Origin of the sequence: Metabacillus endolithicus (assembly GCF_023078335.1) — a bacterium.
GTDB classification, from domain to species: Bacteria; Bacillota; Bacilli; order Bacillales; family Bacillaceae; genus Metabacillus; species Metabacillus endolithicus.
In genome coordinates, this window is record NZ_CP095550.1 from 224,906 (window position 1) to 250,079 (window position 25,174).

The window sequence follows — 25,174 nt, forward strand, 5'->3', positions numbered from 1 at the left end:
AATTAACTATTTCACATTATTTAACTGGCCAATATAATTTTCTAGCTAAATTTTATATAATTCAGCAATCTATCAAAAGAATTGATCTCAGCATATGGTTGAATATCGGTATCATTCTTATGTCCATATCGATTAAACCATATTCCCCTTATATTGACACTTTGACAACCACCAATATCTTTTTCGATGTCGTCCCCAACAAATAATGCCTCTTCTGCCTGGATATTAAGCTTATTTAAGGCTAATTCAAATATGCGTTTGTCAGGTTTACTAAATACAACTTCTTCAGAGATTAGTACTGTATCGAAACAACTATACAAATTAGTATGAATCATTTTAGCTTTTTGTCTCTGAGTAGATCCGTTTGTTATAATTGCCACTTTAACATGCTGTTTTATCACATTTATGATGTTTAAAGTATTCTGGTTTATAGAAAAACAAAGAGGGAAATTGTTTTCCCAAAAATCTTGCATATAATCCCTTGGCAATCTATGTTTAGGGGGAAATTCCATGAAAAATGATTCTATTACTTTTACTTTATCAAAGTTTCCATAGTTTTTCTTGTCATGTTTCTTGAAGCTTTGCAACATTTGGATCCTAACTGATTGTTTAACATCTTCATAACACCTATCCAATATAATCAAAAACATTTTATCTACTGCCTTATCTCTATCAAGTAATGTATCATCTAAATCAAATAACATGGCTTTATAACCACTCATATCCTTCATATCCTTCACAGCCTTCATCAATTTTTGTAAATAAACCTAAGTCGAAGAATGAGATTTTCAACTATTAATAAAAAAAACAAAGTAAATATTTTTGTTTTTACTATTTATGCTGAAGTAAGGACCACAATAATGATGACTACATTCTTAAAAACTTCACATAGGTATATATCCTTTTGTTAAGTAAACATAAATCATTACTGGGATGAAACTAAATAACATGGTTAAATTGATTAAAGCTAGGGCTCTATTCTTTGCTAAGTAACCGCAATAAAAACCTATTGAATTAAAGATAAATGTTAACATTCCATACGGTTCTTGTATGTTAAGAACCAGATAAGGAATCCATGAAATAACACCAAAAAGAAAAAGAGTTAAGGATAGATAATTTAATATTTTCTTAAAAGTAATTTTACTCATTTATTCGAATCTCCATTAACAGTCTAATATTTCTAGTATCATCATGACACATTATGTCCTCCTAAATATTCTATAGTTTTAAAGATTTTATATCATTCCAACCATACAATATTTCATTTACTCTATGAGTGTTTTGGTCATTATAAAGTCTTTTTGTTCTTCATCTGCCATATAAAAAGATTTGGTTCCCGTATGAACAAACCCCATTTTCTTATAAAAGGCTATAGCATTTTCATTGTTTTCCCATACACCTAGCCAGATTTTCTGTTTATTACGATCTCTTGCCATTTCAATAGCTTTATTTAGCAAGTATTTACCAAGCCCGTGTTTCTGGAAATTGTTCTTTATATAAATCCTCTCAATTTCAAGTGATTGATTTCCCATTGCTTGAGACTGAGCATCATTGGTATTGACTTTTAAATATCCAGCAACATCATTTTTTACATAAACAATAAAAAATTGCGAAGAGCTATTCGATAACTCTTTTTCTAGTTGTTTTAAATTAAATGCCTTTTCTAAATAATTTTTCATATTTTCGGGTGAATTCTGATGCTTAAAAGTCTCATTAAATGTTTCATAACTAATTTCTTGGAGAGTGCGTATATCATCAAGCGTACATTTTTTAATTTTTATAGTCATTTATCTATTCGCCCCTTTTAAAGCAATTATTTTCCTTGTTTCCTTTTTTTCAAATTCCCAATCGACTTCTACCTTTTTTCTTAATCTTTGAACATCATTTCATTTCATTAAAACAAACCTATTTAAATCGTTTTTTTATAGCACAAGACGCTTCACAGATACGTTTTAAACCATTATACAGTAATCGTAAAGTATTCGTTATAATATTGGAATCATCACCTTTTTATTACACTATTTTTATGGTGTGACTCCTTCTTTATTACCGGTGATTTTTTTCCAATCATTACGCATGTCACAACAACAATTGCTAAAACAACCGTGAGCCATGTAATCGATTCTCCTAAAAATAATGCAGAAAACCCAATCATTAAAAAAGGCTGTAAGTATTGTATTTGTCCTACTCTTGCAATACCTCCTAAAGACATCCCACCATACCATGCAACATAAGCTAAAAATTGACTTACAACACCTAAATAGAACAAACTGATCCAAGCTTCTATAGGCGCTTGTAACATATGTGATGAAAGACTGAAGCCAACAGGAAGCATAAAAAACGGGGCACCAATTAATATAGCCCAAGCAATAACTTGCCAACTACCAAGCTCATTTGATAGTTTTCCGCCTTCTGCATAACTTAATCCAAGTAATAAGATTGCTACAATTAGAGCAAGATCTCCAGTTTGTAATTGACCTAAACCTAAATATCCAGCATAAATAAGCACTGTTATAGCACCCGTAATACTTGAAATCCAAAAGCGTTTCGAAGGTCGCTCACCTCCGCGCCACATGGCAAAACCAGCTGTTGCAAGTGGTAGTAAAGCCAGTTCAACTGCACCATGAGATACAGGCAATGATTTCATTGCATATGTTGTTAATAGTGGAAAGGCAAGTACAGCACCTACAGCCACAATAACTAAACTTAGAAATTGTCTTTTATTAGGTAGTGCTTCCTTTTTTAAGAAAAAAATGAAACTTACAAGTATTGCTGCAATAACTGTCCTACCTAACCCAACAACTGTCGCACCAAAATAAGGGACAGCAATACTTGTTGCTGGTAATGTTAGACTAAAACAAATGATCCCAATAAAGCCAAGTAGCATTCCTTTTTTAATGGTATTCTTCACCTTAATCCCCCTTCACAGATCTATCATAATATCCGATAATCATAGTTAAAAAGAGTAAGCTAATTATTAAAGATGATTGTAATGAATATCAACGCATTTATAAACAAGAGAATACCCCATCTGTCATGGTACAGATAGCTAAGGAGATAGTTATGACAACAAAATATAGTGGCATTTTAGAATGGGTGAAACAACAAATTGAGGATGAGAAGTTAAAAACAGGAGATAAATTACCATCGATTCGGCTGCTCGCTGAACAATTTCAATGTAGTAAAAATACGGTTGTAAAGGCATTACTTCAATTGGAAAAACAGCATATTGTTTATGCAAAACCCAAAAGTGGCTATTACGTTGTTGATCATTTTCAAGTTCCTATTACAGATGATAATGATATTGATTTTTTATCTGCAGGTCCAGATAAACGTATCATGCCTTATGAAGACTTTCAGCATTGCATGAATCAAGCAATTGACCATTATAAAGAGCAATTATTTACTTACAGTGAGCAACAAGGACTTCTTTCTTTACGGAAGGAGCTTACGAAGTATTTACAGCACTTACAAGTATTCACCAAACCAGATCGACTTGTTATTACTTCTGGAGCACAACAAGCTCTTCATATACTGTCTGTCATGCCATTTCCAAATGGAAAAAAGAATGTAGTAATTGAGCAGCCTACCTACTTCGGTATGATTGATTCCTTACGGTTAAATCAGATCACAACGTTGGAAATTGAATTAACAATGGAGGGTATTGATTTTGAAAAACTTGAGAAGTTATTTCGAACCAATGATATTAAATTCTTTTACATCATACCAAGATGCCACAACCCACTAGGACATCATTACACAAATGAAGAAAAGAAAAAAATCGTTGCTCTTGCAGAAAAATACGATGTATATATTGTGGAAGATGATTACTTAGCAGAGTTGGATACGGATTCAAAAGCAGACCCTTTATTTGCATACGAACCCAATGGAAGAGTGATTTATGTTAAGAGTTTTTCGAAAGTATTTCTACCGGGCCTACGTATCGCTACTGTTGTACTACCTGAAAAAATGATTTCATCCTTCATTCACTATAAATTTAGCAGTGATTTCAATACCTCACCACTTTCACAAGGAGCATTAGAAATCTATTTAAAGAACGGAATGTTTCAATATCATTTAGAAAGCATAAAAAAATTGTACATAAAGAAATTGAAAATCTTGATAGAAGCTTGTTCATTGTATTTACCAAACTATGTACAATTTACAAAGCCTAAAAGTGGTTTTTATCTTACCATCTTTTTGCCTTCTCATTTCGATATTGATAAAATGATTTACCAATTACAAGAAAAACATATTTATATAGACAACGCATCTAGAATGTACCTAATTAAAGACAAACAGCAACCAGCCATTCGACTGAGCATTTCACAAGTAAATGAACATAAAATACATCTCGGTATTCAACAATTGGCAACTTATATCATTGAAAAGCATGAAAAAAAGACAAACAATCCATTCTCGTTTAAATCCTATCATTAGACCTAACCGTTATTATTCTACTAAAACAAACACAAGAGACCGTTTTATAAAAGCGGTCTCTTGTTCTAATTCATTGTTTATGGGCAATTTAACAAGTGCTCACCACTTGTTATCTTTTTCCATTAATTCAAATTGCGTTAGTTCAGGGAGGTCTAAAGCTAATCTCTTCTCTAACCACGCTTCTGCTTCTACAATCCATCTTGCAGCGTCTTGATAAATTTGACTTTTTGCCTGGCTGTAGCTTGAGCTGATAGACTTAAGCCATGAGGACCTTTTTCATAAATGTGAACTTCATATGGAATCTTTTTATCAGCAAGTGCATGAGCCATTCTTAATGTATGTTGAGCTGGAACTAAAGTGTCCTCGGATGTAGCCCAAAGGAACATAGGTGGTGTGCTCTCTGATACATGCAGCACTGGGCTTACTTCTTTAAGTGTTTCCTCATCAGGTTCTTTACTTCCTGTAAAAGCCAGATTTGATACTTCAAAAAGCTGTTGATCTATTGGGCTTTTTGGAATTGAACGCATGAAAAGATAATCACTTAACGTATACCCAAGAATGGTAGCTGCTGGTTTGAACATCTCTGGTTTTCCGTTGAAATATTCATGGATGATAGGCTTATCCCAGTACACGGAATACATGGCACAATTATGAGCACCCGCTGAAAATCCGCAGATTGCGATTTTATCTACATCTACTAGCCATTCCTCTGCATGCTCCCTTATCGTAAGTATCGCTTTACCTATTTCCCTCATAGGTGTAGGATGCATGCAGTTTTCATTCACTTCCATTTCTTTTTGAAAATCTGGAAAACCAAACGTTCCTCCCATAAAAGTTGAATAACGGAGAACAAACGCATGATATCCCATGGCTGCAAACCTTAGTGCCACTGCTTCTCCTTCTCGATCAGAACATGAAAGGTAGGCTCCGCCGGGACAGAGATTAATATGGCAGGTCTTTTCTTTCCTCCCAACAATTCAGGTGAATCTGAAATCACATAGGTTGTTAAAGTCACATCTTCTCGATTTTCATAAAACTTAATCACTTCTGATTTCATGGTTTCTCCTCCTACTAATTTCAAAATATTTATATGTTACAGCAAACGCTTTCAAAATATTAATATAAAAAGAGAATTGAATACACGTTTAAAACATGAAATGCCACTTATCTACGACTATAGTATCGAAATTAATTTAAACTAGATTACTATAATAGTAAATCAATTTATTCTATTTTATAAGAACAGTACCTTATAACCTAAAGTAGAAACTTAGGGTCTTGTGGCCTATTTTTCTATCTTTAATTTGAAAATAAACAACTTATAATATTACTTGTTTTTAATTTCTTCTAACAACGAAATGATTCTTTTGTTTTGTTCTATTAATGTATCGTTTTGATTTCTAAGTCTCGTAAAATCGAAAAGAAATACTATTAGAATGATTGTGATAAAGATAGTCATTTATTTCACCTCTGATAACATTTTAACTACCTCATAGCATGGCAGAACAATATCTTTATTTCATCTTCTTATTATTTATATAAGTTAAATATTGAAGGAATAAATAAACTCAAAGCTAGGCAAATGACTGCAGCCAATTTCGTCTGTTTAATAGCTCGTTCATCACCTAAAACTTTAAGTAATAGAAAAAGGATAAGCTAAAATAGAAACTAAGTACCATCAGTATTACAGAAAGGATCTCAATCCAATTACCTGTTCCAGTGATTTTGTCCATTCAAACACCTACCACTCATTATAGTTGATGAACTTTTAATCATAAATTGTTACGTCTACAAAACCAATTATTACAAAAACTACCATTATTCACAATAATTTTTCGCATTAACTATGCCTACTTTTCAAGAATGGTGCTTTGTTTGTTGAATATTGCTATCATTTTGGCTTTTTAATAGGAAAATCTTGCGTTTTCAATTATGGAAAATCGTTAAGGAAGGTACATAAAAGAATATAATTAGCTTTCTTTATCTATAGGAAGTATTGGCTTATGTTCACTATATCTTGAATATGTCCAACCCTCATTTGATACATTTGTACAATTCTCATCAACACAAGTAAATATATAAGATTCTTTTTCGGTTTGAACATGAATCTCATAGTGAAAGATAGAAGCTGGGTCAGCCACATTGAATCTACTAACACCTTGTTTTATCGCATAAACTGTCTCTTTTGAGGCAATTTCTTGGTATTGCTCATTTTCTAATACCATTTTTGTCATTTCTCCCAAAATCTGTTGGTCATCTAAATTAGGAGCATAGGTGCTTTTCATATAACTATTAATACCTAAATAGAGATTGAAGACTAAGCTAGCAGAAAACAAAATGATAAGAATCATGACCTTTGGTTTCTTTATCATTTATATACCTCACTTCTTAGTAAATTAACTATTACTTTTTATTTTTCTTCTTATCATTGTATGGTTCCTTCGCCCAATAATAAAACAAAAAAATCAAGAACATGATAAAACAAATACCTATATTGTCTATCCACTTAATCTCTTTATTAACGATTAATTGCCAAGTCGTTAAGACTACAAAATGTACTAAAGGAAAGCTAATGCTCTTTACAAACATATTGGTAAACCGCCCCCTCGTATGTTTATAATCAGTTTTATAACTCTACAATCCGACATATATAATCTGGCCGAATTTTAATTGTATTTCTTTACAAATTCATTCTCATTTTAACATAAATATCCATATGTTATTTCGAACACTATTCCCTATTAAAGGTGAGCTCCATATATCTAGTACAGCTAATGCTTTAACTTAGCATTATTAATAAATTTGATTAGAACAAAGTATAAAGAAAAACAAAAGACTCCTGAAAGTGAAAGTTGAAACTGTTAAAATTGAATTTTATTATGAAACTGGTACAGAGTATATGATTTGCCCTCCCAAAGTAGGTAAAAACCTCCGAAAATTACAAAGTGATTTTGATAAATGGCTATATAACAGACAAAACAATCATCCTTTTTGGGAATTAGCTTATATTGACGAAGAGGGAATTTAGTTCTATGAAGTTTGTTTTAATGCAGATGCTTTTGTGAATTGCAATTTGATTGATATTCCAAATAAAACACCAAAAAAAACGATCAGGTTCTAATGTACGTACAATTAATTCAAAGGTTGTTCGAGGTAAAGCAACCCCGTTATTTAAAAAACTACTCCTCAAAATACAAATATACTAATCAGCTATTGTAGAATTCTTATTGCGTAAATCGTTTAATTCAGGAATACGCTTATAAATACCTGAAATCTTATTTATAACCTCTAACTTAACTTCATTGCCACCTTCTCCCGTAATAGCTGTATTAACAAATCCATAAATGATTTTCAACAATGATTTAGCATCCTCTTCTGAAAGATTGTTAATAGTATTTAACATTAGATCAAACTCATTTACACTTGAAGTTTCTTTCATCATTAACCTCCACTTAATTTTTCACTTACCTAGACTATTTAAGATCTATGTTCATATCCAAATAATTTTATATTGGTCAATATTAGTTCTAAATAAGTTGATGATTCTCGATAAAAAATTATTAACCTACGTTAGATACAGAGTAAAAAGCAATAATCCCAAACACGCCAAAAAATTGAATAATAAATCCAACTGAACTAAAGATTAAACCCGAAGTTGCTAATCCTCTTCCGCTGTCACCTGTTTTTTCTATTTCTTTTAGAGCCTTTCTTGCTATTACAATTCCTATAACCCCCAAAACTAAGCCAAGGAATGGTAAAAGTATGGAAAGAATACCTACGGACAAGGAAATTACAGAATGACTATTTGTTTTCGATTTTCTTTCCATCATAATTTACACCCCATTCGCCAACCAAATGAGCTCTTCTGCCAAATTGATTTAAGTGAATATTTTTAATAACTCTTACTATACTTTAACATATATATCCAATTGAGTACCCTGCTTTGCTTTTTTGTTTGTTACTCTAAAGCATATTACACATTTGCGTTCTGAAAATGCTCATATTTACTCAGATATGACTATTTTCTAAATGGTGAACTACATCTATATCCAATATAAAGTGAAATAAAGGATAATCTGTTCTTTAACATGAAAAAGCACTACCCTTTTAATTCAAGAAAAGCTCATTGTCCAGTCGTTGAATGTAATTCCATTTATTTGTTTCATATAATCTTTACCATACTGTTAAATTTGCTCTCGTATCATTATTGATAGTAATGCATTGGAGATTATCAAAACCTTTATTCTTTGCATTTTCATAAAGGCTTTTTAGGCTTTCAAAGTCTTTACAGTAGATTGTGACATAAGTAGAATCAACAACTAATAATACAAATTGACAATCGCTTTTCAAAAAATCCTCATAGGTTTTAATATCATCACCTTGATTAATTTTTGGATAAGCTTTTAAATCCGCAAAAATCAGGTAATAGTTGTTATCTTCTATAAGTTCTTTAAAGTGTATACCTTCCATCCAATTTAACTCATCTTTAAAAAGTAGTTCCCCTAACTCATCACCTTTCAGAAGATATGACTCCTCGCCCCCGCTTCGCCAGATGAACTTAGTTGAATCAAAAGGCTTTAAAATCTCTCCGAGTAAACTTCCATATTTGTTTGGAATTTCAAAGCTGATTCCTCGTTCCAAATTTATCTCCTACCTTAAATTTTAGAAATTAAGCTGCTTACTATGAAAGGCTCTCTTTTCTTTTGTTAAAAGAATGTAAAATAAGAAAGCACCACCGTTATTTGAAGAGCTGATCATAGTGTTCTTTAGGATTTGTTATGTTGTTTTCTATGAGATATTCAGCCTCAGTTCTAATAATTTCTATATAATTGAGCTTTTTAAAAGGGTTAGTATGTTTAAGAATTCTATTAAGGCTACCCTTACCCACAGCTTTTCCATTAGAAACATCTACGATAACAGTCAAGTATACCTTTTCATTATGTTTTACTAATCCTGTAACTTGACCTTTTTCAAGTCAACTATGTATTCAGCCACAATCTTCAACGGAGACCTCCTAATCTGTACGTACAACATAATCCGTTACTTTTTCATACTTATCAAAATCAATGACTAACCATTCACTATCAATAGAGATAATCCCTCTTTCATCACCAAGATAATACACAATATTTTTCTCATTTTTAAAATATTCTGTTTCAGTTGGTGGACCTAGTAATGTCATAACTTCACTTTTAGTCATTCCTTTTAAATTATACGTGCCTATTAAGTCATCAACTATGTACACTCTTTCTGACGTATTTTCAATCCATTTTTTTGTTGTGAAGTTCGTTTTATATTCATTTACCCCTAACATCACAGTACAGATAATAAAAGGTATAGTACCCATAATAATGACGAAGTGAAAGTTCTGCTTTGCTTTCCTATCATTTTTTATATCGACTCGTTTCCTTATAATAAATATGATTAATAGAAATAAAATAAATGGAATGAGAATAGCAGGAACACTTATCATACTAAACGAAGATTGTGCAAAACTAATAAAAAGAATGTAACCAAGATACAGTAGCCCGTAAAAATATCCAAATAATATAGAAAAACAACCAAACTTCCATTTATTTTGTGTCATCTTTATACTCCTATAAGAAATGTCTCATTTACTCTCCGAAATTTTAACATAATTATCCAGATTGTTACACCCTATTAAACTCTCGATAGTTGACATGTAAACTTATACAACCTTTAATTCATTGATATTTGATCTTCGTCAGTCTGTCCTTCAATAATCAAAGCACTTATCTTTATTGAGATAAGTGCTTTGATTATTGAAGATTGTTCTATATTTTCTCTGCATAATTCCTGATTCAAAATAACTCGGTCACATACAATACTAACCTTTTTTATTCCTAGTTCTTTCGCTTTTTCAAATGGGTAAGTTGTTATTTCTAACCTAAAATTGCACCAACCTAGTTACAGAAATAGCTTTGTATCACGACATCAAGATTACTTTTCTATCATTATTTTATTCACAGTTTCCTTTACTTCTTCTAACCAATCTTCTCTTTGCTTTGGTGTGCTTTTTACAACAATTCCAAACATTTTTCGATGGAAGTTGCTTACACCACAAAAATTAAAAATGCAGTCTTTCCAAAGTTTTTCTAATGGATCCCCAAAAATATTCATTTCTCTTGACTCAGGCGTATTTGATGTATTAAAAACAATACCATACTTAGCTTTTAATAAACCCGTTGGAACTCCTTCACCATTATCCCCTTCTTGAAATTCATATGCTATACCAGGTCTAAGTACCTTATCTATCCATCCTTTTAATATAGCTGGGGGTTGCCCCCACCAATTGGGATGGATAATAAAAATAAAGTCAGACAAAGCAAGTTCTGAACAATAGTTCTCTACTATTTTACTTTGAAGCGAATCTTTTGGGATTTCTTCTGATTTTAAGACTGGATCAAATCCCTCCTTATACAAATCATGAAAGTATATAATAAAGTTTTCCTTCTGTAAACATTCTAAAACTGTTTGTGCAATAGCATTATTAAAACTGTCTTGACTTGGATGAGCCAAAATTATTGAAGCATACATATGTTTATCCCTCTTTTCTAAACGATAGGTTACTTACTTATTGGCATAGAAGGTTTTTACAATCAAACAAATGTCTGAAACTTGTGTCAATAAACTCATCTGTATCTACTACTTTTAGAACTAAAGAAAATACTAACAAAATACGCTTTCATTTCGTTAAGGATTCATATAGGAGATGTTCATAGAAAAGATCAGAACTAATAATCGGCCGGTCACTATACAAAATGCTCAACCGCACTCCACATAGTACAAGAATTACAATATTCTTATACTTTATGATTTAGTTTGGAGATACCTTCCATAAAATGTGCTTATTAAGAGCATAATTGTAATAAACAGATACACTATTGGAATTACGCTCTTCGACGTACCCTCCGTAATTCCTAAAAAATCAAATACGCGTATATTATTAAATATCCCTATAAATACAATGCTTAAATAAATGAGTTCAAAACTTTTATTTGTTTTTGTCCATATTCCAAGACTAAACGCTAATGATGGAATATAAAGACAACCAATAAGCCAAGCAAATAGTCCCGTTACATCCCCAATAATAACCAATTTAATAGCATAGCCAATACCCGTTCCTATAGCAATGAATACACCCGCTAACCATGTGAGAGTAATTTGCCTACTAACAGGAAATGGACTTGAAAAGATAATGTTAGAGGTATAATATCTTGCCTCTCTTACTCCCATTGAGGACCAAATAAACAGTGGCCATAGCCATGACAACACACTAAGATACTCTCTACTAACTGATACTGGTGCAAGAATGGATGCAAGTATAATAATACCAGCTATCATATACCACCAAATAGACAGCCCTTTTAGCAGGAGTATGATCTCAGCATAAAGATGATGGAAAAAGCTATACTTGAATTGTATTGGTGATATTGATGTTAATTCGGTTATACTGTTCCAACTATTTGCTGGGGAAACTTCTTTCTTCTTTCTTCGATTCCATAAGATTTTACTAGTTACTTTAACGTCATCAAAACCTTTAAACACACATGTAGCAAAGATGATAAAAAGCATTGACAAAATAAGCCATGGAATCCGACTTGCAATAAGCCCTATATTCCAATTCACCCCATTCCATTCAAATCTTTTCAGCGGCCCATCTAATGATACAATACCATCCTCTACCTTTAACAAACTATTTGGAAATAGTTGTTTATAATCAGTTGTAATCATGTTGTAGATGATTTCAGTAGATAATAGACTACTTACCTGAACGGGACCGATTTGAATAGTAAATGCATATTGTAGGAAAAGGGACCATAATAAGAAATAGATACCATTTCCTACTTTTCCTCTTAATATATTATTCGCTTCAAATAGTAATGCGAGCGCTGCTATTACAAACATTACGGGGATAATGAAAATAAAATATGAAAGAAAAAGATCACCTATTATGATATTGTTCTCTTCACCTCTTATCCACTGCATAAAGATACTCATGAAAAACGAAATAAGAACAATAGATAAAAGAAGGAGTAAATTACTAATAAACTTCCCAAACATATATTTACTTTTCTTCAAAGGACTTGTTCCAATAATTTGACCAACCTTAGATTGAATATCACGATCAATCGTATTTTTCACTAAATAAAAGCCGACCAAAGACAGAAAAGAGTTAACTGATAATGCCATCGATATCCCAATCCAAGCAGAGTTATAAATTCCGCGATATCCGGATATTACCACTGTCCCATAGTACGCTTCACTCGATGGGATAAAAAGAAAAGAAACAATAATCGTAACTAAGAGTGTCATAAAATAGGCGTAAGTCCTTGCTCGTTCTAAGAAATCTGCTACAACAATTTGTAGAAATATGCCTCTATTAATCATGATTGCTATCTCCACCTGAAATAAGGGCTAAGTATGCATCCTCTAACGTTGGAACAACAAAATTAGCAAGACCATTAGGAGGCTCCTTCGCTATAAATCTTACATTCATTCCATCATTTGTTCTAACCGTATTACACACAGTAAATTCTTTTCTGAATTTTTGAAGCTCATCTTCTGAGATTATAGACTCCCATACACAATTTTTAACTCGTTCCAGTAAATCAACTGGTTTAGCATAACTAAGTAATTGACCCTTTGACATAACAGCAATTTTCCCTGCAATTGCCTCCACATCAGAAACAATATGTGTCGAAAGAATAACAATTCTCTCTCCTGATATGTCTGAAAGCAAATGTCGAAATCGATTCCTTTCTATCGGATCAAGTCCTACTGTAGGTTCATCCACAATTACTATTTTTGGATCGTTTAATAAAACTTGTGCAATGCCAAGCCTTTGCTTCATCCCACCTGAATAATTCCCCACTGGGCGTTTCTTTACTTCAGATAAATTAACAAGCTCTAACAACTGATAGATTCTCATCTTAGCAGTTGTTCGGTCTATTCCCTTAATTGCTGCTATATAAGATAGAAATTCAACCGCATTAAGATGAGGATATACACCGAAATCTTGAGGTAAATAACCAAGAATATTCCTCATTATGTTAGGTTTTTTTCTAATATCCACCCCATTTAATAAAACCTTTCCCTCAGTCGGACAAGAAATTGTAGAAAGAATTTTCATCAGCGTCGATTTGCCAGCACCATTTTCTCCAAGTAATCCTACAATGCCTGGAAATATCTCCATACTAATATTTCGAAGGACACGATAATTTCCATAGCTTTTACTTACATCCAATATTTTTAGCTCCATTTATTAGACACCCCTTTCAGAAAGATCTTAATAAATGAAAGTTAAATCTAAGTAAACAGAAAGCAAAATCAAAATTAAAAGATTAAGTAATGACAGATAGGATAATTTTTATGACTGTTCCAACCCCGACTTTACTATAGACCTGAATCTTTCCACCGTGCGCTTCAACTATTTGACGAGCAATGGCCATACCAAGTTTCAGTTCCCTCTTGTCTGGTTTCTGTCGTCGTTCCTTTATAATATCGATTAAATAGCTGTTGCTGTACGTGAGCATCCATTCCATTGCCGTTATCCTCTATTTCAATAAACACTTCGCTTGCATGGTAATAGATGTGCACCGTTACTTTTGTCCCCACTGGATTATGTATGAGTGCGTTTGTAATGATGTTTAGAAATGCGCGATATAATAGTTGTTCATCAAAGGGGACAATAATCGACTCTTCCTCTACCTCGAGTTCAAGTACGCACTCCTGAATACGAGGATGTTTGCTAGCATCAGCCAGAACATTTCTTGTAAACGAAACAATATCCTTTGTCTCGATGTTCATATCAATCTCGTATTGCTCCATTTGAAATGCAAGGTTTAAATCGTCAAGAAGCGTCTTCATATACTCTGACTTACCTTCTATCTCTTTTACAAATGAACGTTTCTCATCGATTGTCCAATCATGGTCTTTAGACAGATACATCTTCGAATAACCTACAATATAGGTAAGCGGAGTCTTCATGTCATGCGAAACCCCTGACATCCATTCCTTCTTTTGTTTTTCTATTCTTTCACGTTCTTCTTTATTTTCCACTAGTTTTTTTGTCAATATGGTCATATCTTCAAAGGGGCATTTAAATATGAAAAACAGTGGATTTCGCAGGGTATTATCAGGCTGCACATACTCTCCTTTTGCTAGTTGTTTGATCCACTGTTGGATAATAAATACCGGTCTTGAAATAATCCAACCCAAGACAAAACAAAAGATGATAAAACAACAAATAACAAGCCAAATCTCAATGGACTCTGAATAATTCTCTAATCCAACAATTGGAACGTAATACTCTATCAATACTGAGATAAGTATCCCTATTAAAATAAAAAGGACAATAATTCCAATAAAAAAGATGGAAGAGATTCGTATGATTGTTTTCATGATTAATTACCTTTTACTGGTGGTATGAACTTATAACCAATACCACGAAATGTAATGATTATTTTTGGTTCCTTCGGGTTCTCTTCTAGCTTTTTACGCAAACGAGAAATATGAACAACTACTGTTTTCTCATCACTTTCACAATATGGTCCCCATACACGTTCATATAGTTCCTTTCCTGTGAAAATACGATTTGGGTTCTCACATAAGAAAATTAGTAATTCATATTCTTTTGCTGTACAAGATATCTCCTCATTATTAACAAAAATGACCCCTTCTTCTTGATTAATATGGAACTGTTCAAAATCTAAAAATGATTTAAACTCCTTACTGAACCTATCTCTTCTTAATTGCGCTTGTATTCTTGCGACAACCTCCATAGAAATTTAAATGGCTTAGTAATATAATCATCAGCACCTATGGTCAAGCCTTTTACTTTATCAAAGTCACCTGATTTAGCTGATAAAAAAATAACGGGTATTGTTGTATATCTCCGAATTTCCAAACATAATTCAAACCCATCCATATCAGGAAGCATTACGTCAAGTACAATTAAATGAAACATGCATTCTTTTACTAATTTGATTGCATCCCTTCCCGTTGTTGCAGTATGAATTTGATGAAACCCTTCTTTATTTAACATCGTTTTGAGCATCGTTAATAAACCTTGTTCATCATCCACTAATAAGATATGGCTATTATACATCCAATTAACTGTCCTCCTTAATTCCCTTTATTCATTAGCTATCTTGGGTCCTACTCAAAAGAATCTCCTAATTACGGTAAAAAATATGAAAATGCTTCTATATCAATCACTCTCGTGAGCACAAGAAGGAGCTGCCTGAACGACAACTCCAATTATTTCACTTTAGATGCTTTTAATTGCAGAAGATGACACCTTCCCTTCCAAAGTAAATGATCAAAAGGGAACACTAACAACTAAATGCCTTTTGTTAAATGCATTATTGACAGACCATAATAAGATTTCCATCTAAATCTTTAAAGTTGAACCAATGACCATTTTCGATATTGGTCGTTACATGAACATTTTTTTCTTTTAAATATTCGTAAGACTTATTGATGTCATCGGTTTGCAATTGAAAAGCTGGAACCTTATAAATATGGTCAGGAGCATAAATTTTACTATCAAGTACAATGTTTGCCCCATTTAAAGGAAGGACAAAAATATGTCCAAAGTAAATTTCTCCATCTTTTGGCAAGTCTAAAATATCACAATACCAATCTCGTGCGGTTTCAATATTACTGACCGGAATAAAAACTCCACCAATTTTATTTGAAAACATGTTTATCTATACCTCCCAATAATTGTTATTAGTATTATTTCAATAAAGATTAGCCAATCCCTCTCCTTAGATTTAATTTATATAAATTAATTAGGGAGGTTTAAGCAATATGGGAAGCATATTATAAGACTTTTCCTTCTAATGGTTTGAAGCTAGTAGCAAATGCTCCAACAAGTGAACTTTATGAGGCAGTTCAAAAACTAATATACAAGTCTATGACAAGATCTTTTGTTATTTTTATATTTACAGAAAATCTAAAATAATTGAAGAAATTGTTTCTATGATTACATTAATTGCAGCACAAACAAATCTACTAGCGTTATATGCAGCTATTGAAGCAGCAAGAGCAGGAAAACATGGAAAAGGTTTTTCCGTAATTGCGGATGAGGTCTTAAAGCTTGCAGAACAATCGAGTGTAAGTAATGTTTCAGCTGCAAATCGGCCTCATTCTTAAAAACACAACGTTTCCGTTAGTGAAATCAAGTAGTATAAGGTAGAATACTTATTGGTTCTTTATAGCTGATTTTAGATTATTTATTATTTCCAACTGATCTTTGCCCTTTAACTCGCTTATTCGAGATGCGAATATTGGAACAAGCCACTCATCAAGAGTAATTCGGTCAATGCCTGAAAGGTTAAAGTATTCATCTAGATACTCTTTACCAAATAGATCACGATATTTCCTCTCAATTAACCAAGTAGGGGCATTTGGAGGTAATGCATTAGAGTTAATCATCATGTATGTTCTAGTAACATCTGCGAGTTGATGTCCAACCAAAGCGTTCAGCCAATCGATAATAATAGGTCCATTAGGAGAAAGTATTATGTTTCCAGGGTGGAAGTCATAATGACATAGAACTTTTCCTTCAGGCAATGTCTCAAGAATTCTGAGAACAATTTTTCTCTCTGATTCCGTGATTACCTCAGTGTTAGTAATGTTCTTTGATAATTCTGTCTTCAAATTTGAGCTAATATCTATCTTAACCTGATGTATCTCAAAGTGAATTTGTGCTAATAGCTTAGCGTAATAAGATACAGAATATTTCTTTGTTTCGATATAATTGAGCATGGTGGGACCTTCCACCTTTTCATAGATAAGACACGTCTTTCCCTCATACTCCATAATCTTAGAAAATCTAGGTGCCCTTATATTGAGCTTATTTATTATTTTGGCATTTTTGGCTTCCTTTGTTACTTCATACATTGCACTCTTATAGTCATGAAAAATCTTTATTACTTTGGATTTTCCCCATTCATAGACACTTGCAGTATTTCCTACTCCAAGGAGTTGACCAATTTTCATAAATTATTCCTCTCCAAAAGCAAAATTTTCTATCTGGATACTAAACAATAGCGCTTCATATTGTTGAAGATTGTTATTGATCTAAGTACCTATTAGTGAACATAAATTATTTCCTAATATTAGAACTTTTTACATTTTACATTTGACCTTCTTTTATCCATCTCCAAATACGGTAACTACTGAATACGGACAGTAAGAAAAGTAAAATCATTAATATAACATAAATTGATAAGCTGTTGATTTCTTTTAACCCTTTACTCTTAGCCACTATCCACATTGATAATCCAATTAGTACCAAGTAACAAAATACATTAGGAATAATCCATACTATTCTTAACTTTGTGTTTTAACGGCTATGGTACTCTCTTTATCCTTACTTAACCAATAAACAAAAGGTGATAGTTAGTATCTCTATCACCTTAAACTTATAAATCCTATTCCTCTATTTCAAAAATGGAATCAATGATAATCGGTAGATTGTCTCTAACAGAAACTGCACCTAAAACCGAACGAGCATGATTACCCTTTTCTCCGAATACTTGTAACATTAATTCAGAGCAACCATTTAGTACTTTATGATGCTCTTCGAACTCAGGCGTTGCATTAACAAATCCTTGAATCTTTACTACTCTTTTAACTTTATCTAAAGATCCTAAAGCCTGTTTTAATACAGCAAGGATTTCAATTCCAGTATTACGTGCATATTCATATCCTTCCACTGTTGTAAAATCCTTACCTAACTTTCCTTTCGGATTACCAGTAGGCCCTTTTCCAGATACAAACATTAATTCGTTTACTATAACGAAGTTAGAATATTTTGCTTTAGGATTACTAGCGTCAGGCAAATTAATCCCCAGGCTCTCAAGTGTTTTTGAAGCAGCTATTTCTGTCATTATAATCCCCTATTCTATTGGTACAAATATCCAATTTATAAACCCCATTTTAACATAGACATAAGAAGAAAACTCATTTTCAAAACTTTTTATACCTTTTTTTGTAACTTATTATGTTTTATATTATCTTCTCCAATCTGACCTAATAACTGAAATAGGCGCAGTTCATCTCAGAAACGAGCTTATATTGTAGTAATTTAATTTCTGTACATCGGATTAATAAGGAGGGTATTAAGATACAGAACTAATAGCTGTATTCACTTTTGAACGAATGTGTTTTAAACGATAAATAATGGTTAATGATATTACACCAAACAACACATATATAACCGTTATATTTATAGGCTGTACATAATTCATTAATGGAACAAATAAAAACGCACAAATTCCACCTATATGTCCGACAACATCTAAAATACTTAAATATGTACTTCTATGATCATAGGGAATTACTTCTGCAGTAACCGTTTGAATTACAGGTGAATAAATGATTTGTCCTACCGTCATAACTGCCATAGCAATATATAGAATAGAGTGATTCTGACCAATACTAAGTGCAATATATCCTACAAAGAACAAGCAAATACCAATTGAAAGTGTTTTAAATTCATAGACTTTTTTCAATATATTAGTGATAAAAAAAGTTAAAAGAACTGTCATTAATGTATTTTCACTTCTTAAAAAACCTAATAATGTGTAACCTGTTGAATCGAATAAATTTACATAATAGACACTTAAATAATAAGATAATTGATTATTCATCAACGATAGTAACATTGATAACGTAACAATTGATATAAAAGCAGGTGATTTTAAAATTTGTTTGTAGACATCTAGTTTATTAACACTCAAAGGCTCATTAGTAGAGGGGTTATTATGTAGTGAAACTTGCTTTGACCTTGTATAACGATCTTTGACCCAGAATGCTATACAAAAACATGACAAAAACGAACTACATCCAACGAGGAAGAACAATAAAGCAGAAAATTTGTAAAAGAAAAAACCACCTAATATACTACCTAAGGCAAAGGCCAAATTTGAAACCCATAATAAAATGACATAAACTGCCTTTCGATTTTCTGTTGTTGTTTCGTCAATAATAAGTGCACTATATGCGGGATTGGATAAGCCAGAAAAAAAGTAAATGAAAAGAAAACTTACAAAAATGATAAAACTAAGAAACTCGTTAAAGAAACTAGTAGAACATGCTATTAAAAAACCTGTACCAGAACCTATTTCTCCTATTAGAATCAATCTTTTCCTTCCATATTTGTCTCCATATCTTCCGCCTAAAAGACCACCAAGTATTCCAGCTAGGCCTACACCGAATACCATCATAGAAGCTAAATTAATTCCAACACGTTCAACAAAATAGACCACAATATAAGGCATGACCATGGCATTAAAAAAGACAGATATAAATAGTAGAATAATTCGTAATTTAATTACATTACTAAATGAAGAATACACAATATAAAATCCTCCAATTCCATTTATAAACCTCTATATTATTGGCCCAAACATCCTTATTGCAATTAAGATGAATTCATCCTGCTCTTCTTGACTTGGATTAAATGCATAAGAAAGTACTGTACCGAAAAGAAAGTTCACATATGCTACAGACAATTTTTCACTATCTCCATCCATAAGTTTTCCAAGCTCTTGTCCTTTTCGGATAAATTTTGCTATTCCATTTTGAATTAATCTTGTATGTTGAACAACCACATTAAATTCATTAGGAAAACGTTCATGCTGTGCAATAACTTGAACTATTAATCTCAGGTATACTTTCATTTTAGAAAATAAAATAATATGCCCTTTTATCATTTTTTCTAATTCGTCAACAAATGAATCTGGACTTAAATTAAAGTCCAAAAAACGAGTAACAAATTCACCTAAAGGCTGTTCAATACAGATTGCAAATAATGACTCCTTATTACCAAAATAAGAGGCCACACTTCCAAAACTCACATCCGCTTTTTTAGAAATATCAGACATTGTTGTTGATTCATAACTTTTTACACTAAACAATTCAGTAGCTGCTTGAAGGACATGCATCTTTTTCATTTCTAATGTTCTTTTATTCATCTTATTGTCCAAGATAAATTCACTCCATTTATAAAAGTACCATTAATGATTGATTGATCAATCATTGATGGTACTTTTATAATACTTCAATAGGAAATTTTTGTAAACATCATTTAAATATATTTCTTTTTTATAGTCTGTGTTGAATGATAAGATAGTAAGCATTACTAAGTTTTCAAGATGTCAATCTTTTAAAAAAACTGCAAGAACTTTATACTTCGGTTTATCTTATTATTTAGGCTATTGATCTAATTTAAGCACTGCATCAATATGCTTTATAATAAGCTCTCCTTGCAAGTTCGTTCTTCAGCTCGTGTATCAATCCAACTGGTTGTTGTTCCACAAACGGTCCTTGTAAATAAAAAAAAGCAACTATCCTTATTCAAAAATAGCGCTTTGTTCGAAGATAAACAAATAATCAATGAAATCAGACTTATTCTTTTTTATACCATGTTCTTAGTTGATTGATATGAGCTTGATGATAGCGATTATGATCAGCCATATGCCAAAGTCCCCATCGAATGGTTGCTTTCTTTTCATTCTCATGTCCAAAAGAAACAATCAAATCTAAATCATCATCTGTTAATTGTTTACATATATCTTTCAACATATATAACACTTCTTTATAGTCATTCATTAGTTTGTCCAAAGATTTTCCTTTGATCATCGGAAGCCTATCATTTTCATCTATCATTGGACCAAATTGTTTTTCTAAAGAAGAAGGAAGTGGTTTTCCTTTTATTCTATAAACCCAATTAAGATCAACATACATAATATGTTTTATCAACTGAGCTGTACTGTTAAATTTATCATTTGGTCCCATGTAATCTAATTCTTCTTGTGACATGCCATTAGTTATATTTTGTAGCCGTTGACTATTTTCTTTTACAGCTGAAAATAACATTCCCACGATTGGTGTCATATCTGTATTACCTTGTAAATCATAAAACATCACTCTTCCTCCAATCCTTTTTAATTCAACTAACAATTCTTAAGGCACTCTTTATTTCAAAATATATCCCTGTTTGGAAGATCTAAATTATTTAAATTAGCGTATTCTTCAAGAGCACTTCGCTTGTTGAGGAATGTATTACTTGTATCGATATCCTACTGCTGTTGTTTTTCTAAGATGAAATTTTTTGCCAATAAATAAGCATTAACAGTAAATAATTGTGTTTTTATTTTATTCGTTAGTATATAGTCACCGAAACGATCAAATTCATATAACTTCACTTTTATATCTTCAGTATCATCTAAGTATTGATCATACCTTTTAAATGCATCTTGTATTAAATAAGTCTTTACCACGTTATTTTGCGTTGCTGGATTAACCATAAATTCACCTAGCAAGATCGGTTTACTTAATGAGGTGTAACCTGTTTCTTCTTTAACTTCTCTAATTAGTCCTTCTTCGTGTGTTTCATTACCTTCCCTTTTCCCAGCAGGAACTTCCAAGAAAAACCCTTCACCTGCATTTCGATATTGTTCAACCAACACAATTTTATTTTCTTTAGTTATGACAACCGCATTTACCCAATCAGAATATTCGTTAACATAATAATCGTCTATAACTATACCATTCGGCAATTTACAATGATCCTTTCTAATATTTCCGAAAGTACTTTTATGTATATACTCTGATTTTAATGTTTTCCATTTGTTCATACTTAACCTCTAATCCTTTATTTCTTTAACTTTCTTTTGATTTTTGTTCCATAATAGACTGTTAAATAGCCAAGGCAAATCCCCAATAAACGAGTGGAGCTGTGTCAAAATTGTATGATAAAAGTAAAGATAATCCTAATCCTATAACTATATATAAAGTTATGAACCTCATATTTTCATAAGAATTTACCTCTCCCCCTAACATTTATTATATACTTATTTTACCATCTTCTATCAGATACATGTAAATACGAAAAAAACGCGCTCATCCAAACGCGTTTCATTACTTTTGGTGATGACTAACACCCGAAAGTTTTACACATTCAATCACTTTTTTTAGTTCCTTCTACAGCTAATAAATACATAGTTTGAGATTTTGCACATTCTTTTATCCACTTCCTAAAATCACCTTCAGCTCTTACTCGTTGACTTTCAGTGATAGTTCCATCGTTCACCATTTGTTTTCCTTTAGATGAAGCAACTCCAGCCAAGATAGTAATATATGTTTGAAAGTCGTTATCTGAACGTTTTGTCATTTCACTTTGATCAGTAACTTTAATATTTGTAAGCTCAAACTCTTTAAACATCTTTGAAAGATGGTCAGCTATTTCATTATCCATACCTGCACTAGAACGCCATTGTAAAAACGTATCGTAAAAGCTTTGCATAGTTACTGGAATCTCTGGTTCCCAAGATATTTTTGTATGATTATAATCAAGCACTAAAACTTGGCCATTGTGTTTGGTGGATTTAACCATTTGATGTAAAGCAGTTTGTGGATTTTCAAGCCATTGAAGAACTCTTGCGGAAGTAACTATATCAAACTCACTATGATATGGAAGATTATAAACATCAGCAATTTCAAAGGTTAGTCCTGGAATATTTTTGTATTTTTGACGGGCCTTTTCAATTAATTCTAGATTGTTATCGATTCCGATTACACGTCCATTTGGACCTACCATTTCTGTGATTCCAGAAGTAATAGCTCCTGTTCCACACCCAACATCGAGTACAGTCATTCCAGGTTGTAATATTTCCGCCAACCTTTTATGTGAAGTCTTTAATGTTCGAGCATCAACAATATCTGATTCTTTTAATGTCGCTCTTTCTTTTGCTACTTCATTTAACATAACAAAGCCTCCAATACTTTTGCCGAGATCATGAAAAATACATGTTGACTTATCACCAAACTTCCTCATGTCCTCTTATACTTTTTTTTATTACTATTATACTCTGTAAAAGTATGATACTTTTTTATAATTAGGATTTCAGTGATAGTTGAGAAAATATATATTTATTTTTCATCTAGAAAATGTTGATAGCTTTCCACATAATAAGGTGATTTATCTTTTTCAAGTATGATAAAACCCTTTTTTTGATGAAAATTATATTTATCTTAAAATGAGTCATTAACTTTATAATAGATTGTTAAACCGGAGACTTTTTTATCTTTTTTAAAACTTTCAACGCTTTCTAGGACAAAGCCTGCTTCTGACACTTTTTTTTCGAAACCAATTATATAATACTCATTAGAATTAGTAGGTGTTAATTCTTCAAATTCTTTTGGTATTTCAGATGTAGAACATCCCGTTACTATCAATACAATGATCAATGTTACAAAATGAAGAAGTTTTTTCATAAGACCTCTCTTTCTAACTATTACCCAAGTGTTATTAAGATTTCTCGTTTAGCATCAAATCAACTCGTTATAGCTGTTGCAGATAATATTCTTCACCTATCTTTATTTTAACATTTATTCCCTTTTTAGTTCGCAAAAAGAAGCGTTTGTTTACATAGAAAAAGCACCCCCATTGTGGAAGGAATGCACTCCTTTTGTTCATTTAGAAATGTTCGTTATTTAGCAACAATCACTATTTTTCGGAAGTATTACCATTATTATTGCTAGTTGTCTTTGAGCCATCGCGATTTTTAACACCTTTACTTTTGTAAGGTTTGGCACTCTTTGCCTTATTTGAACTAGCTTGCCAACGATTCCAACCTTTCTTTCCTGTTCCTCTGCCTGTTCCGCCTTTACCCTTAGCTTTACTCATAGAATCACTCCATTATTTGTACGTTAAATTGTATCTATCATTGGCTTGTCTTATCCATTTTACTTTGGCATAAAACCAAACACCCCGTTTAAGAATTTAAAAGAAAACTCAAATGTAGAAGCTAAATGAGTTTTCCCCCATGAATCTTCCTCTTCCCAAGTTTCCCAAAATTGAACAACAGATGGATTATCAGCTTTTCTACTTTAATTTAACGCAATAAAATGATGATAATCCCCCTCACAGTTTCATTAATCATCCTCCCCTGTTTTAAAAATACATTAATGACCCTTCTTACTTTAATGTACGTTGAACTAACCACTTAAAGAAATAATAATGCAGTATAAGGAAATAAATAAGAAAAGGGTAACACAAAGCAGAATACCACATCTTCCACTCATTATATTTAATAAAACCAGCTTTATAAGATAAAAACTCAAATACAATAGTAATCAAAGTAAAATATAAGATAAAAACAAATTTCCTTTTTTTCGACTTATTAAATGGGTAAAGGTTAAGTAATATTATGCTTGTTGTGCCATATAAAATAACTTGACCAATTAATGGTGGTATTTGTACTCCAGGCTTATCAAGAACATATAACTTATATTTTACTGCAAGTATTGTGTCAACAAGAAGACCAAATCCTATTGCAAATATTGTATTTACGTAAATTTGATAAGGCTTCATTTTTTTAGGAATGATATACGCCACGAGCAAAAATATAAAGCTTGCTATATAAACAAAAAGCGTTTGTGGTTCCATTACTGTTCCCCCATAAAATTTACATTGCATTTTATTATCTAAATGCTATCCTGTATTTGAGGATCATTGTTGAACGAACGCACCCTTTACTTGTAGGGTCCTTATTAAATATATTACTTACCCTTAGTCACTTCGAGTGCACAGTGATTCCATATATATTTTCAACTAGCTCTACTTTCTTTACACTCTATAATCAAAACAACCTTAAATTTTTCCCTTTCAAGACTCTTATTTTCTTTTAAG

At 32.0% G+C, this 25,174-nt stretch carries 31 protein-coding genes and 1 pseudogene; 3 read left to right on the plus strand and 29 right to left on the minus strand.

Annotation, left to right across the window (positions count from 1 at the left end):
• Positions 1-41: 41 nt before the first annotated feature.
• The 4 genes from MVE64_RS01165 to MVE64_RS01180 all read right to left on the minus strand — a co-directional run bounded on the left by MVE64_RS01165 (position 42) and on the right by MVE64_RS01180 (position 2,911).
• The gene (locus MVE64_RS01165) at positions 42-704 is read right to left on the minus strand and encodes an HAD family hydrolase (protein ID WP_247346910.1); all 663 of its coding nucleotides are present in this window, start codon (positions 702-704) and stop codon (positions 42-44) included.
• 180 nt (positions 705-884) lie between these two features.
• Positions 885-1,148 carry a hypothetical protein gene (locus MVE64_RS01170; RefSeq protein WP_247342949.1) on the minus strand — a complete coding sequence of 88 codons (264 nt, stop codon included), beginning with the start codon at positions 1,146-1,148 and terminating at the stop codon, positions 885-887.
• Between the two features lie 117 nt (positions 1,149-1,265).
• Positions 1,266-1,787 (minus strand): spermidine/spermine N(1)-acetyltransferase, encoded by a 522-nt coding sequence (paiA, locus tag MVE64_RS01175; protein ID WP_247342952.1) that lies wholly within the window; start codon positions 1,785-1,787, stop codon positions 1,266-1,268.
• Between the two features lie 215 nt (positions 1,788-2,002).
• On the minus strand, positions 2,003-2,911 hold the full coding sequence (locus MVE64_RS01180) for a DMT family transporter (RefSeq protein ID WP_247342954.1): 909 nt from the start codon (positions 2,909-2,911) through the stop codon (positions 2,003-2,005).
• A 152-nt stretch (positions 2,912-3,063) separates the two neighbouring features.
• On the opposite strand from MVE64_RS01180, the gene MVE64_RS01185 reads away from it, so the two are divergent.
• A complete protein-coding gene (locus MVE64_RS01185; RefSeq protein ID WP_247342957.1) occupies positions 3,064-4,440 on the plus strand; it encodes an aminotransferase-like domain-containing protein in 1,377 nt (458 codons plus the stop codon).
• A 188-nt stretch (positions 4,441-4,628) separates the two neighbouring features.
• Here the strand turns inward: MVE64_RS01185 and MVE64_RS01190 are convergent, their stop codons facing one another.
• From MVE64_RS01190 to MVE64_RS01200, 3 genes are all read right to left on the minus strand, one after another.
• On the minus strand, positions 4,629-5,330 hold the full coding sequence (locus MVE64_RS01190) for an alpha/beta hydrolase (RefSeq protein WP_247342960.1): 702 nt from the start codon (positions 5,328-5,330) through the stop codon (positions 4,629-4,631).
• Positions 5,321-5,497 carry a hypothetical protein gene (locus MVE64_RS01195; protein WP_247342963.1) on the minus strand — a complete coding sequence of 59 codons (177 nt, stop codon included), beginning with the start codon at positions 5,495-5,497 and terminating at the stop codon, positions 5,321-5,323. Before MVE64_RS01195 ends, MVE64_RS01190 begins: the two co-directional genes overlap by 10 nt.
• 913 nt (positions 5,498-6,410) lie before the next feature.
• Positions 6,411-6,812, minus strand: a complete 402-nt coding sequence (locus MVE64_RS01200) for a hypothetical protein (RefSeq protein ID WP_247342965.1) — start codon at positions 6,810-6,812, stop codon at positions 6,411-6,413.
• 473 nt (positions 6,813-7,285) lie between these two features.
• On the opposite strand from MVE64_RS01200, the gene MVE64_RS01205 reads away from it, so the two are divergent.
• Complete coding sequence (locus tag MVE64_RS01205; RefSeq protein WP_247342968.1) at positions 7,286-7,468, plus strand: hypothetical protein; 183 nt, start codon at positions 7,286-7,288, stop codon at positions 7,466-7,468.
• A gap of 174 nt (positions 7,469-7,642) precedes the next feature.
• Here MVE64_RS01205 and MVE64_RS01210 read toward each other — a convergent pair whose 3' ends face one another.
• The 12 genes from MVE64_RS01210 to MVE64_RS01255 form a co-directional block, all read right to left on the minus strand.
• Entirely contained in the window at positions 7,643-7,879 is a 237-nt protein-coding gene (locus tag MVE64_RS01210) for a hypothetical protein (RefSeq protein ID WP_247342971.1), read from the minus strand.
• A gap of 121 nt (positions 7,880-8,000) precedes the next feature.
• Positions 8,001-8,270 (minus strand): DUF4190 domain-containing protein, encoded by a 270-nt coding sequence (locus MVE64_RS01215; protein ID WP_345740735.1) that lies wholly within the window; start codon positions 8,268-8,270, stop codon positions 8,001-8,003.
• A gap of 343 nt (positions 8,271-8,613) precedes the next feature.
• Positions 8,614-9,081, minus strand: coding sequence for a DUF2691 family protein (locus MVE64_RS01220; protein ID WP_247342974.1), 468 nt, complete (start codon positions 9,079-9,081; stop codon positions 8,614-8,616).
• Positions 9,082-9,454: 373 nt separating this feature from the next.
• Positions 9,455-10,027: a hypothetical protein gene (locus MVE64_RS01225; protein WP_247342976.1), complete on the minus strand. Its 573-nt coding sequence runs from the start codon at positions 10,025-10,027 to the stop codon at positions 9,455-9,457.
• Between the two features lie 374 nt (positions 10,028-10,401).
• Positions 10,402-10,998, minus strand: a complete 597-nt coding sequence (locus MVE64_RS01230; RefSeq protein ID WP_247342978.1) for an NAD(P)H-dependent oxidoreductase — start codon at positions 10,996-10,998, stop codon at positions 10,402-10,404.
• Positions 10,999-11,271: 273 nt separating this feature from the next.
• Entirely contained in the window at positions 11,272-12,852 is a 1,581-nt protein-coding gene (locus MVE64_RS01235; protein WP_247342980.1) for an ABC transporter permease, read from the minus strand.
• A complete protein-coding gene (locus MVE64_RS01240) occupies positions 12,845-13,723 on the minus strand; it encodes an ABC transporter ATP-binding protein (RefSeq protein ID WP_247342982.1) in 879 nt (292 codons plus the stop codon). Before MVE64_RS01240 ends, MVE64_RS01235 begins: the two co-directional genes overlap by 8 nt.
• Before the next feature lie 82 nt (positions 13,724-13,805).
• The gene (locus MVE64_RS28040) at positions 13,806-13,913 is read right to left on the minus strand and encodes a hypothetical protein (protein ID WP_425593978.1); all 108 of its coding nucleotides are present in this window, start codon (positions 13,911-13,913) and stop codon (positions 13,806-13,808) included.
• Positions 13,888-14,865 carry a sensor histidine kinase gene (locus tag MVE64_RS01245; RefSeq protein WP_247342985.1) on the minus strand — a complete coding sequence of 326 codons (978 nt, stop codon included), beginning with the start codon at positions 14,863-14,865 and terminating at the stop codon, positions 13,888-13,890. Before MVE64_RS01245 ends, MVE64_RS28040 begins: the two co-directional genes overlap by 26 nt.
• 2 nt (positions 14,866-14,867) lie before the next feature.
• Entirely contained in the window at positions 14,868-15,245 is a 378-nt protein-coding gene (locus tag MVE64_RS28270; protein WP_486639702.1) for a winged helix-turn-helix domain-containing protein, read from the minus strand.
• Entirely contained in the window at positions 15,212-15,571 is a 360-nt protein-coding gene (locus tag MVE64_RS28275) for a response regulator (RefSeq protein ID WP_486639703.1), read from the minus strand. The genes MVE64_RS28270 and MVE64_RS28275 overlap by 34 nt, the downstream gene beginning before the upstream one ends.
• A 256-nt stretch (positions 15,572-15,827) precedes the next feature.
• Positions 15,828-16,169: a VOC family protein gene (locus MVE64_RS01255; protein WP_247342988.1), complete on the minus strand. Its 342-nt coding sequence runs from the start codon at positions 16,167-16,169 to the stop codon at positions 15,828-15,830.
• 250 nt (positions 16,170-16,419) lie between these two features.
• On the opposite strand from MVE64_RS01255, the pseudogene MVE64_RS01260 reads away from it, so the two are divergent.
• Positions 16,420-16,590: pseudogene (locus tag MVE64_RS01260) on the plus strand (methyl-accepting chemotaxis protein); the annotation flags it as partial.
• 81 nt (positions 16,591-16,671) lie between these two features.
• On the opposite strand, the gene MVE64_RS01265 reads toward MVE64_RS01260, so the two are convergent.
• From MVE64_RS01265 to MVE64_RS01310, 10 genes are all read right to left on the minus strand, one after another.
• Entirely contained in the window at positions 16,672-17,472 is an 801-nt protein-coding gene (locus MVE64_RS01265) for an aminoglycoside phosphotransferase family protein (RefSeq protein WP_247342991.1), read from the minus strand.
• 434 nt (positions 17,473-17,906) lie between these two features.
• On the minus strand, positions 17,907-18,365 hold the full coding sequence (locus MVE64_RS01270) for a RidA family protein (RefSeq protein WP_247342993.1): 459 nt from the start codon (positions 18,363-18,365) through the stop codon (positions 17,907-17,909).
• 231 nt (positions 18,366-18,596) lie between these two features.
• Positions 18,597-19,835, minus strand: a complete 1,239-nt coding sequence (locus MVE64_RS01275; RefSeq protein WP_247342996.1) for an MFS transporter — start codon at positions 19,833-19,835, stop codon at positions 18,597-18,599.
• Positions 19,836-19,868: 33 nt separating this feature from the next.
• Positions 19,869-20,465, minus strand: coding sequence for a TetR/AcrR family transcriptional regulator (locus MVE64_RS01280; protein ID WP_247342998.1), 597 nt, complete (start codon positions 20,463-20,465; stop codon positions 19,869-19,871).
• Positions 20,466-20,886: 421 nt separating this feature from the next.
• Complete coding sequence (locus tag MVE64_RS01285; protein ID WP_247346914.1) at positions 20,887-21,405, minus strand: DinB family protein; 519 nt, start codon at positions 21,403-21,405, stop codon at positions 20,887-20,889.
• A 155-nt stretch (positions 21,406-21,560) separates the two neighbouring features.
• Positions 21,561-22,118: an NUDIX hydrolase gene (locus tag MVE64_RS01290; protein WP_247343001.1), complete on the minus strand. Its 558-nt coding sequence runs from the start codon at positions 22,116-22,118 to the stop codon at positions 21,561-21,563.
• 323 nt (positions 22,119-22,441) lie between these two features.
• Complete coding sequence (locus tag MVE64_RS01295; protein ID WP_247343003.1) at positions 22,442-23,248, minus strand: methyltransferase domain-containing protein; 807 nt, start codon at positions 23,246-23,248, stop codon at positions 22,442-22,444.
• Between the two features lie 266 nt (positions 23,249-23,514).
• Positions 23,515-23,757 carry a hypothetical protein gene (locus MVE64_RS01300; RefSeq protein WP_247343005.1) on the minus strand — a complete coding sequence of 81 codons (243 nt, stop codon included), beginning with the start codon at positions 23,755-23,757 and terminating at the stop codon, positions 23,515-23,517.
• Positions 23,758-23,989: 232 nt separating this feature from the next.
• Positions 23,990-24,169, minus strand: coding sequence for a DUF3934 family protein (locus MVE64_RS01305; protein ID WP_247343008.1), 180 nt, complete (start codon positions 24,167-24,169; stop codon positions 23,990-23,992).
• A 291-nt stretch (positions 24,170-24,460) separates the two neighbouring features.
• Positions 24,461-24,931, minus strand: a complete 471-nt coding sequence (locus tag MVE64_RS01310; protein ID WP_247343011.1) for a hypothetical protein — start codon at positions 24,929-24,931, stop codon at positions 24,461-24,463.
• Between the last annotated feature and the right edge of the window lie 243 nt (positions 24,932-25,174).